This window comes from Pseudoalteromonas sp. XMcav1-K, from assembly GCF_044005875.1.
Taxonomy (GTDB): domain Bacteria; phylum Pseudomonadota; class Gammaproteobacteria; order Enterobacterales; family Alteromonadaceae; genus Pseudoalteromonas; species Pseudoalteromonas spongiae.
In genome coordinates, this window is the sequence record NZ_JBIPJE010000025.1 from 1 (window position 1) to 15203 (window position 15203).

Genomic DNA, 15203 nt, shown 5'->3' on the forward strand with positions numbered 1-15203 from the left:
AAAACGCTTAGAAATTGGCGGCACATCACCTGTTATACTTGCTGAAGTAGAGTTGATTACAATATCGTAGTCAATGTCAGGTTCGTGCTCGAAGCCATAGGCATCGATATCACCATATTTCGCAAATTCGTCTCTTAAGGTTTGCGCTTTCGCTTTTGTTCTATTTATTACTGTTAGCTTAGCTGGATGTTGTTGTAATAGAGGTAGCAATGCACCTCTTGCTGCACCGCCTGCACCAATTACCAATACTCGTTTTGATTGCAGCGTAAAGTTATTACTTAAAATGTCGTTTACTAAGCCAATACCGTCTGTGTTATCACCTAGTAACGAACCATCTGAGCTAACCTTTATTGTGTTAACTGCGCCCGCACATTTAGCTCGTTCCGAAAGCTCATCTACTAACGCAAATGCTTGCTCTTTGAATGGCACAGTCACATTTGCTCCTTTGCCACCACGTGCGACAAACTGCTCTACCGATTCCTTAAAGCCGTCAATCGGTGCTAAGATTGCGCTGTATTCGATTTGCTGATCTAGTTGGCTAGCAAACTCACTGTGAATTTTCGGTGATTTTGAATGCTCTATCGGGTTTCCGAATACCGCGTATTTATCCATTAGTTTTCTCGCATTGAGTTAGAGTTATGAAACAAATTTTAAGACGTATGTTTGGCACGACACAAAAACAAGATGAATCTCATCAATCTCCCTCTCCTGAAAAAACACCTTATGAGTTAATAGGACAAGAACAGGGTGCCCGCGCGCTAGCTAATCGATTTTACGACATTATGGCTGAAGAGGAATACGCAAAACCATTATATGATATGCATCCTCAACCTTTAGATAGAATTAGACAAGTATTTTTCGAGTTTTTATCAGGTTGGCTTGGTGGGCCTGATTTATTTGTAGAGAAGTACGGGCATCCTATGTTGCGAAAGCGTCATATGCCCTTCCCTATTGATCAAGACTTAAGAGATCAATGGATGTTTTGTATGAACAAAGCACTTGATATTGAAGTTGATAACCCCGTATTGCGCGAAGGGCTTAAACAATCACTAGCGCAACTTGCGACACATATGATTAATCAGGGACGTTAACACTCACCATTAGATTGCGTTAAATCAATGCAGCTTCGTTGATAATTGCGCATACTCAGTTTACTTAGTGCTTGAGAAAACTGTTATGCGTCACCACTCTATTCAACACAAAATTTTTGCATTACTTACGGTTACGGGTATTTTGGTACTTGTTGCTAGCTTGCTTACTGGGCAAAAGCAACAAAGCGAACTTGCTCATCAAACCATTGAGCAAAATATAAAAATACTTGCCGACAACTATTTTGACTCGATAAACACCATGATGCTTACTGGCACTATGGCAAACCGAGAGATTTTGCGTCAAAAAATACTCAGTGAAGAACAGATAAAAGATATTCATATCATTCGCGGAGATAAAATAAATAAATTTTTTGGCCCCGGCGAAGCAAATCAAGCACCACAAAACCAACAAGAAAACGAAGCTTTAAATGGCACCGAACAAATTCACTTTAGCAAAAGCGAAGACGGCAGTAATTTAATTACATACTTAAAACCAGTTGTTGCCAGTGAAAATTATCGCGGCACTAATTGTTTAGGTTGCCATCAAGCCACTGAAGGCGAAATACTCGGTGCGGTGAAGATCAGTTATTCACTTGATAAGGTAGATGCGGCAGTCACTCGTAATTCATGGATTAGCTTTGCCATTCTGACAACAATATTCGTTATTACCTTTGCTACACTTGGCTGGTTATTTAGAAAATTCTTAATTGAACGTCTTCGTGTAATTGGCAAATCAATGCGCTTAGCATCGCAAAATAACGATTTAACCATTCATGTGGAAGATAAAACCAATGATGAACTTGGACGTTTAGCGAATAACTTTAATCTTATGATGGCTGCGTTTAAAGGAAATATTAGTCAGTTATCAGAGTCGTCCAAGGTGCTTATTCACAGCGCCGAAAAGATTTATGCATCAGCTGAAACAACAGAGCAAGCTATTAATCAACAAAAACAAGGCACAGACTCAGTTGCCGCTGCAATTAACGAGTTAGAATCTTCGTCTTCTGAAGTACGCAATACCACACATTTTGCATCGGAGCGTTCGGATACCAGCAATCATTTAGCAGAAACTAGTTTAGAAATAGCAGAAAGTACCGAAGAGAGCATTAACGGCCTTGCGTTAGAAGTGCGTACTGCAGCAAAACAAGTCAGTGAGCTACAAAACCGGACATTAGAAGTTGGCAAAGTACTGGAAGTGATCAGTAACATTGCTGAACAAACCAACCTACTCGCGCTTAATGCAGCTATTGAAGCTGCACGGGCAGGTGAAGCTGGCAGAGGATTTGCCGTTGTTGCTGATGAAGTACGCACACTCGCAAATCGTACCCATGACTCAACCGATGAAATAAAGCGCACCATTGAGAATTTGCAGTCTGAAGCGTTGGACACTGTAAATACCATGAATCGCTCTAGTGAAGATGCGGATAAGCGTGCTGAGCAAGTAAAAAAAGTTGCGTTGGCGCTGAAAGATATTTCAGAGCATATGAAAGAAATTAACCAACTGAATACGCAAATTGCTGATGCAACAGAACAGCAGAACTTAGCAGCAGAAGAAATTAATCAGAGTGTGATTGCAATAAGTGATAACGCAGAGACCTCGCTTGTGGATGCCCATGAAAGCAAACAAGTAAGTGAAAGCTTATTATCGCTGGCAAGAGAGCTTGATCAGCAAGTACGTAAATTTAAATTATAAGCACAAAAAAAGCCGCAGAATTGCGGCTTTTTATTAACCTCTTATTTTTATGAAAAGTTATGAGGTTATTATTAAATTTGCAACCAATCCTTTGGCGACAAGTAATTCTCGTAAAGGTTTGCTTCTAAGCTATTTGGCTCAGGTTTAAAGTCATACTCCCAACGCGCAAGCGGCGGCATCGACATTAAAATAGACTCAGTACGACCGCCTGTTTGCAACCCAAATAGCGTGCCTCTATCCCATACCAAATTAAATTCCACATAACGACCACGACGATAGAGCTGGAATTCACGTTGCTGCTCGGTGTGTGGGAAGTCTTTGCGTTTTTCTACGATTGGTAAGTAAGCATCTAAGTAACCATTACCTACGGCACGCATAAAAGCAAAACAGCGGTCAAAGCCCCATTCATTTAAGTCATCAAAGAACAAACCGCCTACGCCACGGGTTTCACCGCGGTGCTTTAAGTAAAAGTATTCGTCACACCATTTTTTGTAGTCATCATATACGGTTTCACCGAATGGCAAACATAATTTACAGGCTTCTTGGTGCCAATGTTTTACGTCTTCAAGCACAGGGTAAAAAGGTGTTAAGTCAAAACCACCACCAAACCACCAAATCGGGTCTTCACCTTCTTTTTCAGCAATAAAGAAACGAACATTGGCATGTGATGTGGGTACATGAGGGTTTTTTGGGTGAATAACTAACGATACACCGCATGCATGAAAACTTCGACCAGCAAGTTCTGGGCGATGTGCAGTAGCAGAAGCTGGCATTGATTCACCATACACATGAGAGAAATTCACTCCGCCTTGCTCTATTACGGCACCATCTTTGATCACTCGTGTGCGGCCGCCACCACCTTCTTCGCGTTGCCAAGCGTCTTCGACAAATTTAGCGCTACCATCAGCTTGCTCTAAAGCATCACAAATTTTGTCTTGTAAGGCCAATAAAAACTCTTTTACTACTTCTAAGTTAACGTGCGACATAATTACTCTCTAAACAACTTACCTGTAAATGCATCTTTAATCTGGCTTGGTTTGGTGTTGCCACCAAGTGGACCTTCAACATAAGCTGATACCTTATTGCCAAATGCACTTTTTGCTTCTTCTAATGTTAAAACAGGCTCTTGTCCCGTTAGATTTGCGCTTGTTGATACTAATGGTTTACCAAACTCTTGGCATAACTGTTTTACTACTGGATGAGCTGTAACCCGAACTGCGATTGTATCAAACTGCCCCGTTAGCCATTTTGGTGTACTTTTTTTCGCTGGCATTACCCAAGTTACTGCTGCAGGCCACGACGAAAATATATCAGCGCGTTTATCCATGGGTATTTTATCATCATCGACATACTCTAACAGTTGACCATAATTATCAGCGATAAGGATTAACCCTTTTTCTACTGGGCGTTGTTTTATATCTAATAGATTCATTACCGCAGTTTCGCTGTCAGGGTCACAACCCAAACCGTAAACGGCTTCTGTAGGGTAAACAATTACACCGTCACTTTTAAGTACAGAGACAATTGGGTTTTCTAATAACTCGTTACTCACAACTCACTCCAATTCATAACGAGACTTTGTGGTTACAATGCTTTTGTGGGCACTGTAACATTAAGCCTTTTGCTGTTTTTTTCTCAACCATCACTTGCCAACCACATTCAGGGCACGATTGTGCAACTGGTTTATTATTTAAAATATATTTGCATTTGGGGTACCCCCCACAGGAGTAAAATGTTTTACCCGATTTATTGCTGCGCTCAACTAGTTCAGACTTATTACAGCTAGGACAAGTAGGTAATGACTCTTTAGATTCTTCTTGTGCGACATAATGGCACTCAGGAAAGTTAGTGCAGCCAATAAACATGCCAAAGCGGCCATTTTTTACTGCTAAAGGCGATTCACAAAGAGGACATTCGCTGTCATCAAGCACTTTAAGAAGTGTTTCATGGTGTTCGACTAATGGGCGAGTATAATCACAATTAGGATAGTTATTGCATCCGACAAACGCACCTTTTTTACTGTGCTTCACACTCGTTTCAGAGCCACACTTCGGACACACTTCATGCTCTTTTTCTAAAGCATGTTCGTGAACAGAAAATAAAGAATGATCAATTTTGCTCATAATTGTCAAAACGCAGGCGTAAATTTCGCAGAATTATACCATGCAAGCCTTGGCAAGATACAAATTTAAACATTCTCGCTAGTGAATGGTACCGTTTTGCTCCTCAAACAATAGGTCTTCCATTTGCGCATAGGCAATTTCTTTGCCTGGCACGTTAAACAACACCATTAGCACAACCCACTTTAAATCATCTAACTCGATAATTTCTTTATCAAGCGCAAAAATACGATCGATCACCATCTCACGCGTGGTTGTGTCGATAACCGAAATTTGCTCCAAAAACATTAAAAAGCCGCGACAAGTCAGATCCAGTTTGTCGCATTCTTGCTGCGTATAAATACGTACTGACTTGCCAGGAACGCGATTTAAGTAAGGGCATTCATCGCTGTGTTGTAGATCTGCTAATTGCTCAAGCCAATCGAGCGCTTTATAAATTTCTCGATGATTAAACCCGGCTCGTAATAATTCATCTGTTAATTCACTTTGTTCAACGAAAATTTCTGTTTCACTGTGAATATAGTTCTCAAACAAGTACATGAGGATATCAAACATTTTCAACTCCTCCCTATTCGGGTGTAACCATCTAGTACACGAACAACTTGACCAGATAGCTCTAGATCTAATAATCGGGATAGCAATTCATCCATTTGAATCCCTGAAAGTTGTTGTAATTTGTCTACTGACGTCACTTCAAAAGTTAGGTGCTCTAAAACAGAATCTGAAATCACATTTTTTTCAGTCTCATCTACTTTATATAGACAACTTTTTGGTAAAACGCTTAATTCTGAAAAAATATCATCGCAATTCTCTATTAATTTAGCGCCTTGTTTTATTAACGCATGACACCCTTTTGCTAATTCGTTATACACAGAACCTGGTACAGCAAAGACTTCCCGATTTTGCTCTAGCGCATACTTTGCGGTAATCAGTGAACCGCTCTTTTGCTCTGCTTCAACTACAATGGTTCCCATGGAAATCCCTGAAATAATGCGATTTCTACGTGGAAAGTTTGCCGCTTGTGCGAGAGTTCCTGGTTTATACTCTGAAATTAACAAGCCATGCTCTGAAATGTTCTCATACAATTTACTCGCACGTTTGGGGTAGCATAAGTCAACGCCAGTACCGAGAACTGCAATAGTTTTACCCTTTGCTTGCAATGCGCCTCGGTGCGCACAACTATCGATACCTCGGGCCATACCAGAAACAACACAGAATTCATTAATCGCAAGACTATGTGCTATATCAAAGCTGACTTGCCTGCCGGTTTCAGTTGCATTTCTAGAACCAACAATTGCCAACTTAGGTGAGTCAAGTAATTGGATATTACCTTTACAAAAAAGCACCAAAGGTGGAGCGGGAATTTCTTTTAGTAATGCGGGATAATCAGAATGAGATAAATGGATAATTTGAATGTTCAACGCTTTGCATTGTTGAATAATTGATTCAACTTGCTGCCATTCAAAAGTCTTAATTGCGTTGGCTACTGCAGATTTGAGTCCTAATTCGCATAGTTCGTTACACGAGCGAGAGAAAAGCGCGTCGAAGCTTGTACGCGTTAGTAACTGTTTAGCAGTTTGAAAGCCTATTCCTTTAATCAAATAAAAAGCGAGCCAATATTCAAGCTCGCTTCTTCGTGTAGTTCTTTGCATCTTCCCTCCTTAGAAGACGCGCCAAATATTTTTAGTTATCTACATGGATTGTGTCGCCAACACGAACAGGTTCTAATGTTTTAGTAACGATCGCATAACTTACTTGATCGTAAACTTTAAACACCATTAGCTCGCCTACTTTCTCTTTTGGCATCTCCCATTCGCGACTATCTTCTCCGTCACCAAAAATACTCATTGCTCGTTCATATCGTGAAGCAGAATCTTTATATTTAGGTCCATCTTTGCCTACTACAACTGTAGGTGATGCTCTGCGAATGTCCAATATATGACCAGGTTTAAGTGAATTAACTTCACCGCGGTTAATTACAACCACATCCATCGTACTAAATTCACGTAGCTTAGAAGTAGTATCAATAATCGTTCCCGAGATTGCAGAATCGGGACGTTGCATCATAAAGAAGGCTGGTAAGGTTTGCCCTTCTAACGCTGGCATTAAGAAGTCACCTTGGCGAACTTCTCGTTTTACATTTTTTACACGAACAGATGCAGGTACGGCACTTGCTTCATCACCGGTTCTAAACGCACGGCCTGTACCAACTAAAATAGCTTCGTGACCTAGCACTTCGTCTGTATCTGGATCAATATAAGAGTCACCTTGACGATAGATGCCATAGTACTGTGAACGCTCTAAATTGCCTTTCACATAAATAATATGGTCTGTCTTCATATTTTTTACGCTGTGGTTTGCACCTAAAACAACTGGCCTTGCATCGATATCTTCTTTATCTAACGCTTGCTCATAGGTTAAGAAAGGACGAATCACTTCCAAAGGTAACGTTGGAATAGCATCACCTTTTTTCATAGTTTTACGAACACCCGGAGACAATCGCTTAAACTTTTGATTAATCACAAGCATAGGACGACCCTGTGAATCATAAACTAATGAAAGTTTATCACCTGGGTAGATAAGGTGAGGGTTATCAATTTGTGGATTAAGGCGCCATAGCTCAGGCCATAACCATGGCTGATCAAGATAAATGGCTGAGATATCCCAAAGGGTATCGCCTTTTTCTACAACATATTCTTTTGGGGCGTCCTTTCTGATCTGAAGCACATCAGCAAGAGTTGGAAACGCCATAGTTAATGCGACTATCGCAGCTGTCAGCTTTTTGACCATAACTAGCTTCCTTGAGCTGTTTTTTATTATTATTTACTTAAACCTGTAAAAGGTGAAGACAAATGGCTAAAATAAAAACATATCATAATTTGATGATTTTCGCATAGTTAAAATTAAGGTAAATATGGCTATTTTAGAAGTTTTACGCTTTCCAGACGAGAGATTACGCACAGTCGCACAAGAAGTTGCGCAAATTAATGATGATACTAAGAAAATTGTATCAGACATGCTTGAAACCATGTATGACGAAAACGGCATTGGTTTAGCCGCAACGCAAGTCGACATCCACCAGCGCATCGTTGTTATTGACGTATCAGAAGAAGGTAATGAGCCTCTAGTGCTCATTAATCCAGAAATCATCAAAAAGGATGGCAGTAAAATTAGCGAAGAAGGCTGTTTATCAGTACCAGGTTCTTATGCAAAAGTAGACCGCGCAGAAACGGTTACAATTAAAGCGTTTGATGAGAATGGCAACCAATATGAAAAAGATGCTGATGGCTTGCTTGCTGTATGTATTCAACATGAATTAGATCATCTAAAAGGCGTACTTTTCATTGATTACCTTTCACCTTTAAAGCGTCAACGTATTCGTAAAAAGCTAGAAAAAGAAGCAAAATTAGCAGCGCGTGCTGGCTAACCTACCTTGGAGTTAAAACTTGAGCAAGCCTTTAAAAATTGTATTTGCGGGTACCCCTGATTTTGCCGCGCAGCACCTCGATGCTTTAATAAAATCGCACCATGATGTGATCGCTGTTTACAGTCAGCCAGACCGCCCTGCTGGACGCGGAAAAAAGCTAAAAGCAAGTGAAGTAAAACAACTAGCTTTAACCCATGACATTCCAGTGTACCAGCCAGAGAATTTTAAGTCAGACAATGCCAAGCAGCAGTTAGCTGATTTGAATGCAGATATTATGGTAGTGGTTGCGTATGGCCTACTACTACCAAAAGCAGTTTTGGAAACACCTAAACTAGGCTGTATCAATGTGCATGGTTCAATTTTACCTCGCTGGCGTGGTGCTGCACCGATTCAACGCGCTATCTGGGCTGGTGATGCCGAAACAGGTGTAACCATTATGCAAATGGATGAAGGTTTAGATACCGGTGATATGATTTCCATAGCCACCTGCCCAATTGAGGCGGCAGATACAAGTGCAAGCCTTTACAGCAAGCTTGCTGAACTTGGTCCCACAGCACTCATCGACACGTTAGCCACTATTGCCGATGGCACTGCAACTCCTGAAAAGCAAAATGATGAGCTTGCCAACTATGCGAAAAAGCTAAGCAAAGAAGAAGCGAATATCGATTGGCACATGCCTGCCCAACAAATCGAACGTAATATACGCGCATTTAACCCTTGGCCAATTTGTTTTACGCAAATGCAAGGAAACACTGTAAAGATATATGCTGCTGAATTAGTTGAAAGCGCTGGTAACCCGGGTGAAGTATTAGCAGCTGATAAAACAGGCATTACGGTTGCGACCACTGAAGGCGCACTAAAGATCACGCAGCTTCAACCACAAGGTAAAAAGCCAATGTCGGCACAAGATTTTTTAAATGGTCGTGCTGATTGGGTAGCGGTTGGTTCAACTTTAGGTGACAACAATGAGTAGTGTTCGCGCTTATGCAGCTGAAACACTGCATCTTGTGGTTGATAAAGGCCATTCATTGTCGCAAATATTGCCAAGGTACTCTGATAAACTACCTCCAAAAGAACGCCCGCTTTTACAGCAACTTTGCTATGGCGTATTACGCTACTTACCAAGCTTAGAAAACTACTGTTCTCACTTGCTTGAAAAACCACTGAAAGGCAAACAGCGTCCTTTCCAATTTTTGCTTTATGTGGGTATTTATCAACTTCAGCACATGCGTATTCCAGCACATGCGGCACTTGATGAAACAGTAAATGCGGTTAAAACAATGCGTGCACCAGGCCTTAAAGGCTTAGTAAACGCAGTGCTGCGTAACTTTCAGCGCCGCCAAAGCGAGCTGGAAAATTTAGCCGACCAAATTGATGCCTGTAAATACAACCACCCTGGTTGGTTCTTGAATAAGCTAAAAACTGCTTACCCAAATAACTGGCAAGATATTGTTGAAGCAAACCAAGTGCAAGCACCAATGTGGCTGCGCGTTAATGGCAACTACCATTCGCCTAAAGAGTACCGAGAACTATTGCTTGATGCAGATATTGAAGCACATTTAGTTGATCAATTTGATGATGCACTGGTACTTGAAAATGCAGTAGATGTGTTTAAATTACCAGGCTTCGAATTAGGCCACAGCTCAGTACAAGATGGTGCAGCGCAACTTGCAGCTAGGTTACTCGAGCCAAAAGATGGCGAAAAAATTCTTGATGCTTGCGCAGCGCCTGGTGGTAAAACATGCCACATTTTGGAGCTAGCGGAGTGTGATGTTACCGCCCTTGACCATGACGCAACCCGTCTTGAACGCGTACAACAAAACCTAGAACGTATTGGCCTAAGTGCAAAGCTAATTAGTGCCGATGCCAGTCAACCCGACGACTGGTGGGATGGCGAGCAATTTGACCGTATTTTGTTAGATGTTCCCTGCTCTGCAACTGGTGTAATTCGTCGTCACCCCGATATTAAGTGGTTACGCCGAGCGTCTGATATTGAGCAACTTGCACAATTACAAAAGCAAATACTTGAGCAAATCTGGCCATTATTAAAATCTGGTGGCACATTGGTGTATGCAACATGTTCTGTTTTACCGGAAGAAAATACCGACCAGATAAAACGGTTTTTAGCACAGCATGCTGATGCTAAGCATATCGCACTCAATTTAGCAGATACCATCGAACAACCAGGCTGGCAATTACTGCCAGATGAGCATGATGGCTTCTTCTACGCGAAAATTGAAAAATTATAATTAAGGCGAAGCTCGCCAACTAAGCGATTGACAGTATGAAAATTATCATTTTAGGTGCCGGACAAGTTGGCGGCACCTTAGCAGAAAACCTTGTCGGTGAGAAAAACGAAATCACCGTGGTTGATATTAACCGAGAAAAGCTACGCGTATTACAGGACAAATATGACCTGCAAGTCGTATCAGGCCACAGCGCCCACCCTGAAATCTTACGCCAAGCAGGTGCTGAAGATGCCGATATGATTATCGCCGTTACTAGCTCTGACGAAGTTAATATGATTGCCTGTCAAATCGCTTACAGTATTTTTAATACGCCAACAAAAATAGCGCGTATTCGCTCTGAACAATACCTCAAATATAAAGAGCAGCTATTCCATAATCATGACCTACCAGTTGACCACTACATTGCACCAGAACAACTTGTGACCCGTTACATTCATCGCTTAATTGACTACCCAGGTGCACTGCAAGTACTGCAATTTGCCGAAGGTAAGCTATCACTAGTAGCGGTAAAAGCGTATTACGGTGGTTTACTTGTTGGTTATGCACTATCAGCACTAAAAAAACACATCCCTAATGTGGAAACACGCGTTGCTGCAATTTATCGAAAAGGTAGACCAATTAAACCACTTGGTACTACCGTAATTGAAGCCGATGACGAAATCTTTTTCGTTGCAGCAACTAAACATATTCGTGCGGTCATGAGCGAACTGCAAAAGCTTGAACAATCGTACAAAAAAATAATGATTGTAGGTGGTGGTAATATAGGTGCGGGTCTCGCTCGCACGCTAGAAAAAAGCCATAGCGTAAAACTAATTGAACGCAACCCAGAACGAGCAGAATACTTATCAGGCAGACTTGATCGTACCGTGGTTTTTTGTGGCGATGCATCAGACCAAGAACTGTTATCAGAAGAGCATATCGAACAAGTTGACGTATTTATTGCCGTTACTAACGACGATGAAGCAAACATCATGTCTGCCATGCTAGCAAAACGCATGGGCGCACAAAAAACCATGGTGTTAATTCAACGTGGCGCATACGTTGACCTAGTGCAAGGTGGTGAAATTGATATTGCTATTTCTCCACAACAAGCAACTATTTCAGCCTTATTAACGCATGTCCGACGCGGTGATATTGTTAACGTATACTCGCTGCGTAAAGGCGCTGCAGAAGCAATTGAAGCGGTTGCGCATGGTGATGAAAACACATCAAAAGTTGTCGGCAGAGCGATTCAAGACATTAAATTACCAGCAGGCACAACCATTGGTGCAATCGTACGAAACGATGACGTGTTAATTGCACATGACGATACAGTGATCCTCTCTGGTGACCACGTCATTATGTTCCTTATCGATAAAAAGCAAATTCACGTAGTTGAAAAGCTCTTCCAAGTAAGTGCTATTTTCTTATAAATTTAAAGTAAAAATAGCACTTCACTGCAAAGGTTTATTTATAAGCATTTCATTATAATTTCTGTTTATTTATTAACCTTTCGTTACATTATTGACTATTTACTCTAACTTGGAACTAATATAGGTACACATGAATGTGTAATACTACTATTGGAGACAAGTGAATGAATAAGAAAATAAAATCGTTACTACTGAGTGCACTCGCACTACCATTTGTTAGCGCTGCAGCAATGGAAACGACAAGCCAAGAGCGTTCAGTACAAATCGCTGAGCAAAAACGCGCTCTAGCACTGTCATTTGCAGAAAGCTACGCAAGGCTAAAACCAAGCATTTTAGCATCAACATCAAGTTATGATTTAACCATTGAGACCTCTGAGCTGTCGTTAGCAAACAAAGAGATTCAAACTCTTAAACAAGTTGAAACTCGCATTCGATCGGCAAAAGGTCTACCGTATAACCCTAGCTCAATTACCCAGCTAAGAGTTGCTGACTCGAGCATGCTTAACTCATTAATGTCTGAAACACCTTTATTTGCATGGGCTCCAGCGGGTAATGAGAAATCATGGCAATTTATTGAAGCATTTGATACCCAAGGTAACACCTATCACTTACCCGTAAATGAACTACCTGAACGCCCTGTGTTAATTGTTGAGCTAGACAACAAACAAGCGTTATCGGAAGGTATTTCAGTACTAAAAAAAGCGCTGAAACCATTTAGCAGCGAACCAAAATTAGCATTGAATTCAACAACTCAATCAACAACAAATCCAATTCAAACCTCAGTGCTTAAATCCATTCATTTACAAGATGATGAAGAGCCATGGGTATCAGGTAAAGCGGAAGTGTATAGCATTGTTACTGGTGTGAGTCCGTCTCGTGATGAGCCAGTGCTAGATATTGTCGATATGCCTTATCTTGATTACGATGGCACGACCTATAACCCTAATCAAATTATCATTTATTGGGACCGCTACCGTTGGCAAGCTGCTGATATTTTAATGATGGAGCAGGATGACAACACGAACTATAAAGAACTAGCGAGCCGCTTGCTTGACGTTGCGACCGAGATTCTAAAAGCGATTCCAGACCCTGAAGTACAAGGCTATGCCATCATCCCACAGTTAACCAATAAAGTACTGGCAGCAATGCCTGACTCATGGTTTACCAATGATGATGACTATGTGGATGTGTATTACACTTTGTTTGAAGGTCAACGCTATTCAAATCACAAAGGCGCTAGCTCAAATGCAACCATCACACTTGAGCCATTAACGATTCAGCCGCGTTAATTAACAGAGTAGATTTAAACCAGAATCAAAGAGCGCTAAATGCGCTCTTTTTTGTTTTTTTGCGAGAATTCAAGTAAATCATTCTGACGTTTAGAAAGTGCTTCAAAATTCGTCCTTGAAGAGATATTTCGTGCGCGGTACGCAGTAATTTTCACCCCTAAAAAGCGTTCGCGCCTAGGGATGCTTAGTTTCGGTCTAGAAGATACGAGCGGTATATTAAGTCATCCTGAAGCAATATTCCGGCTCGAAATCCATTTCTCGCGTTCGACCAGCTGTGACGTACAGGATGTACTAATGCCGCAATTACATGGATGTAAATGAGCGGACTAAATTTCGTTAGGTCTGGAAGAGGCGACCTATATACTAATTCATCCTAGAAGCGATATTCCGGTTCGCCCGTCCAAGGGCTCACATTCGGCTCTAGTCTTGCTGCGCGCACTCGCAAGCCTCAAGACGAGCCTTATCCACGCCAGAATGTTGGGGTGAATAATACGAGTAATGTGAAGATTTCGAGTCGGCCAAATACCATGGCGAGCGTTAGTATCCATTTAGCGGTATCGGTGATATCACCAAAGTGCGCCGCTACATCGCCTAAGCCCGGGCCTAAATTATTTAAGCATGCAGCAGTTGCTGAGAATGCCGTAATGTTATCCATTCCCGTTGCTAATAAACACAGCATAATGATGACAAATACCAAAGCATAAGCAGAGAAAAAGCCCCATACAGCTTCGACTACTTTATCAGGTAACGCTTTGCGACCAAGCTTAATGGAATAAATTGCACGTGGGTGAACCAAGCGGTTTAGCTCGCGAATACCCTGTAAGTACAGCAGGAATACACGCACTACTTTCATGCCGCCACCCGTCGACCCCGCACAGCCACCAATAAAGCTCGAAAAGATCAGCAAAATTGGTAAAAACAACGGCCACTGCGAGAAGCTATCGGTGGCAAAACCAGCCGTCGTACTAATTGAAACCGCTTGGAAAAGGGCTTGGTCGAATGCCTGATCGGTCGAGGTATAAATACCAGCAGAAGTAAGTACAAAGAAACACAAAAGCACTAAACATGTTTGAATAAATAGGAATACTTTGAGCTCTGGATCACGCCAATAAACGCGAAAGTTTTTATTAGCCACTGCCGCATAATGCAGTGAAAAGTTCACGGCCGCGATTAATAAAAACACCACACAAATAATATTAATTAGTGGACTATTAAAGTGGCCAATTGACGCATCATAGGTCGAAAAGCCCCCTATCGCGATAGTCGAAAAGGCATGACAAATAGCATCAAACCAATTCATACCTGCCGCCCAATACGCCAAAGTACAGGCCGCGGTAAGTGATACATAAATGTACCAAAGGTGTTTTGCTGTATCGGCGATGCGCGGGGTCATTTTCGAGTCTTTCACAGGCCCTGGTGTTTCTGCACGGTAAAGCTGCATGCCACCTACACCAAGCATCGGCAGTACAGCAACGGCAAGTACGATGATACCCATACCACCTAGCCATTGCAGTTGCTGGCGATAGAACAAAATTGCTTTCGGTAAATATTCAATACCCGTTAGAACAGTCGCCCCTGTGGTGGTGAGACCGGAGAATGACTCAAAAACAGAATCCGCTATAGATAGATTAGGTTCTTCTAAAAAGATCAGTGGTAACGAACCAAAACTGCCCAGTACCAACCAAAATAAAACCACAATTAAGAAGCCTTCACGGGCTTTTAAGTCCCCTCGTTGTTTGCGGTTTGGGTAGTAAGCTATTAAGCCAATAATAATACTGAAGACAAATGCCAGAACAAACGGCACACCACCACCATCTTTATAGATAAGCGAAACGAGCGCAGGTGGGATCATGGTGATACTGAATAAGGCAACTAACTGCCCTAAAATTTTAATTATTGTTCTGTATTGCATTGCAAGAGTA

15 protein-coding genes are annotated in these 15203 nt (G+C 41.6%); 7 read left to right on the forward strand and 8 right to left on the reverse strand.

The window, feature by feature from the left end; all coding sequences use genetic code 11:
* A partial coding sequence (gene aroE / locus ACHSBP_RS02885) for a shikimate dehydrogenase (RefSeq protein ID WP_395388121.1) occupies window positions 1-612 on the reverse strand: 612 nt, incomplete at its 3' end.
* Window positions 613-659: 47 nt separating this feature from the next.
* Here aroE and ACHSBP_RS02890 point away from each other — a divergent pair.
* A complete protein-coding gene (locus ACHSBP_RS02890; protein ID WP_394227686.1) occupies window positions 660-1091 on the forward strand; it encodes a group II truncated hemoglobin in 432 nt (143 codons plus the stop codon).
* A gap of 85 nt (window positions 1092-1176) precedes the next feature.
* Window positions 1177-2784, forward strand: coding sequence for a methyl-accepting chemotaxis protein (locus tag ACHSBP_RS02895; protein WP_010561285.1), 1608 nt, complete (start codon window positions 1177-1179; stop codon window positions 2782-2784).
* 71 nt (window positions 2785-2855) lie between these two features.
* Here ACHSBP_RS02895 and hemF read toward each other — a convergent pair whose 3' ends face one another.
* The 6 genes from hemF to ACHSBP_RS02925 all read right to left on the reverse strand — a co-directional run bounded on the left by hemF (window position 2856) and on the right by ACHSBP_RS02925 (window position 7694).
* Window positions 2856-3770 carry an oxygen-dependent coproporphyrinogen oxidase gene (hemF, locus tag ACHSBP_RS02900; RefSeq protein ID WP_010561286.1) on the reverse strand — a complete coding sequence of 305 codons (915 nt, stop codon included), beginning with the start codon at window positions 3768-3770 and terminating at the stop codon, window positions 2856-2858.
* A gap of 2 nt (window positions 3771-3772) precedes the next feature.
* Complete coding sequence (locus ACHSBP_RS02905; protein ID WP_010561287.1) at window positions 3773-4336, reverse strand: L-threonylcarbamoyladenylate synthase; 564 nt, start codon at window positions 4334-4336, stop codon at window positions 3773-3775.
* A gap of 13 nt (window positions 4337-4349) precedes the next feature.
* The gene (locus ACHSBP_RS02910) at window positions 4350-4907 is read right to left on the reverse strand and encodes a topoisomerase DNA-binding C4 zinc finger domain-containing protein (protein WP_010561288.1); all 558 of its coding nucleotides are present in this window, start codon (window positions 4905-4907) and stop codon (window positions 4350-4352) included.
* Between the two features lie 78 nt (window positions 4908-4985).
* Window positions 4986-5459, reverse strand: a complete 474-nt coding sequence (locus tag ACHSBP_RS02915; protein WP_010561289.1) for a DUF494 family protein — start codon at window positions 5457-5459, stop codon at window positions 4986-4988.
* Between the two features lie 2 nt (window positions 5460-5461).
* A complete protein-coding gene (gene dprA / locus ACHSBP_RS02920; protein WP_010561290.1) occupies window positions 5462-6556 on the reverse strand; it encodes a DNA-processing protein DprA in 1095 nt (364 codons plus the stop codon).
* Window positions 6557-6587: 31 nt separating this feature from the next.
* Window positions 6588-7694: a LysM peptidoglycan-binding domain-containing protein gene (locus tag ACHSBP_RS02925; protein ID WP_010561291.1), complete on the reverse strand. Its 1107-nt coding sequence runs from the start codon at window positions 7692-7694 to the stop codon at window positions 6588-6590.
* Between the two features lie 124 nt (window positions 7695-7818).
* On the opposite strand from ACHSBP_RS02925, the gene def reads away from it, so the two are divergent.
* From def to ACHSBP_RS02950, 5 genes are all read left to right on the forward strand, one after another.
* Window positions 7819-8331 (forward strand): peptide deformylase, encoded by a 513-nt coding sequence (def, locus tag ACHSBP_RS02930; protein WP_010561292.1) that lies wholly within the window; start codon window positions 7819-7821, stop codon window positions 8329-8331.
* 19 nt (window positions 8332-8350) lie between these two features.
* Window positions 8351-9304: a methionyl-tRNA formyltransferase gene (gene fmt / locus ACHSBP_RS02935; RefSeq protein ID WP_010561293.1), complete on the forward strand. Its 954-nt coding sequence runs from the start codon at window positions 8351-8353 to the stop codon at window positions 9302-9304.
* Window positions 9288-10580 (forward strand): 16S rRNA (cytosine(967)-C(5))-methyltransferase RsmB, encoded by a 1293-nt coding sequence (gene rsmB / locus ACHSBP_RS02940; RefSeq protein ID WP_040642367.1) that lies wholly within the window; start codon window positions 9288-9290, stop codon window positions 10578-10580. The genes fmt and rsmB overlap by 17 nt, the downstream gene beginning before the upstream one ends.
* A gap of 35 nt (window positions 10581-10615) precedes the next feature.
* Window positions 10616-11992 (forward strand): Trk system potassium transporter TrkA, encoded by a 1377-nt coding sequence (gene trkA / locus ACHSBP_RS02945; RefSeq protein ID WP_010561295.1) that lies wholly within the window; start codon window positions 10616-10618, stop codon window positions 11990-11992.
* A 164-nt stretch (window positions 11993-12156) separates the two neighbouring features.
* Entirely contained in the window at window positions 12157-13281 is a 1125-nt protein-coding gene (locus ACHSBP_RS02950; RefSeq protein WP_395388122.1) for a DUF3103 family protein, read from the forward strand.
* A gap of 460 nt (window positions 13282-13741) precedes the next feature.
* Here ACHSBP_RS02950 and ACHSBP_RS02955 read toward each other — a convergent pair whose 3' ends face one another.
* Entirely contained in the window at window positions 13742-15193 is a 1452-nt protein-coding gene (locus ACHSBP_RS02955; protein WP_010561297.1) for a TrkH family potassium uptake protein, read from the reverse strand.
* Window positions 15194-15203 lie beyond the last annotated feature (10 nt).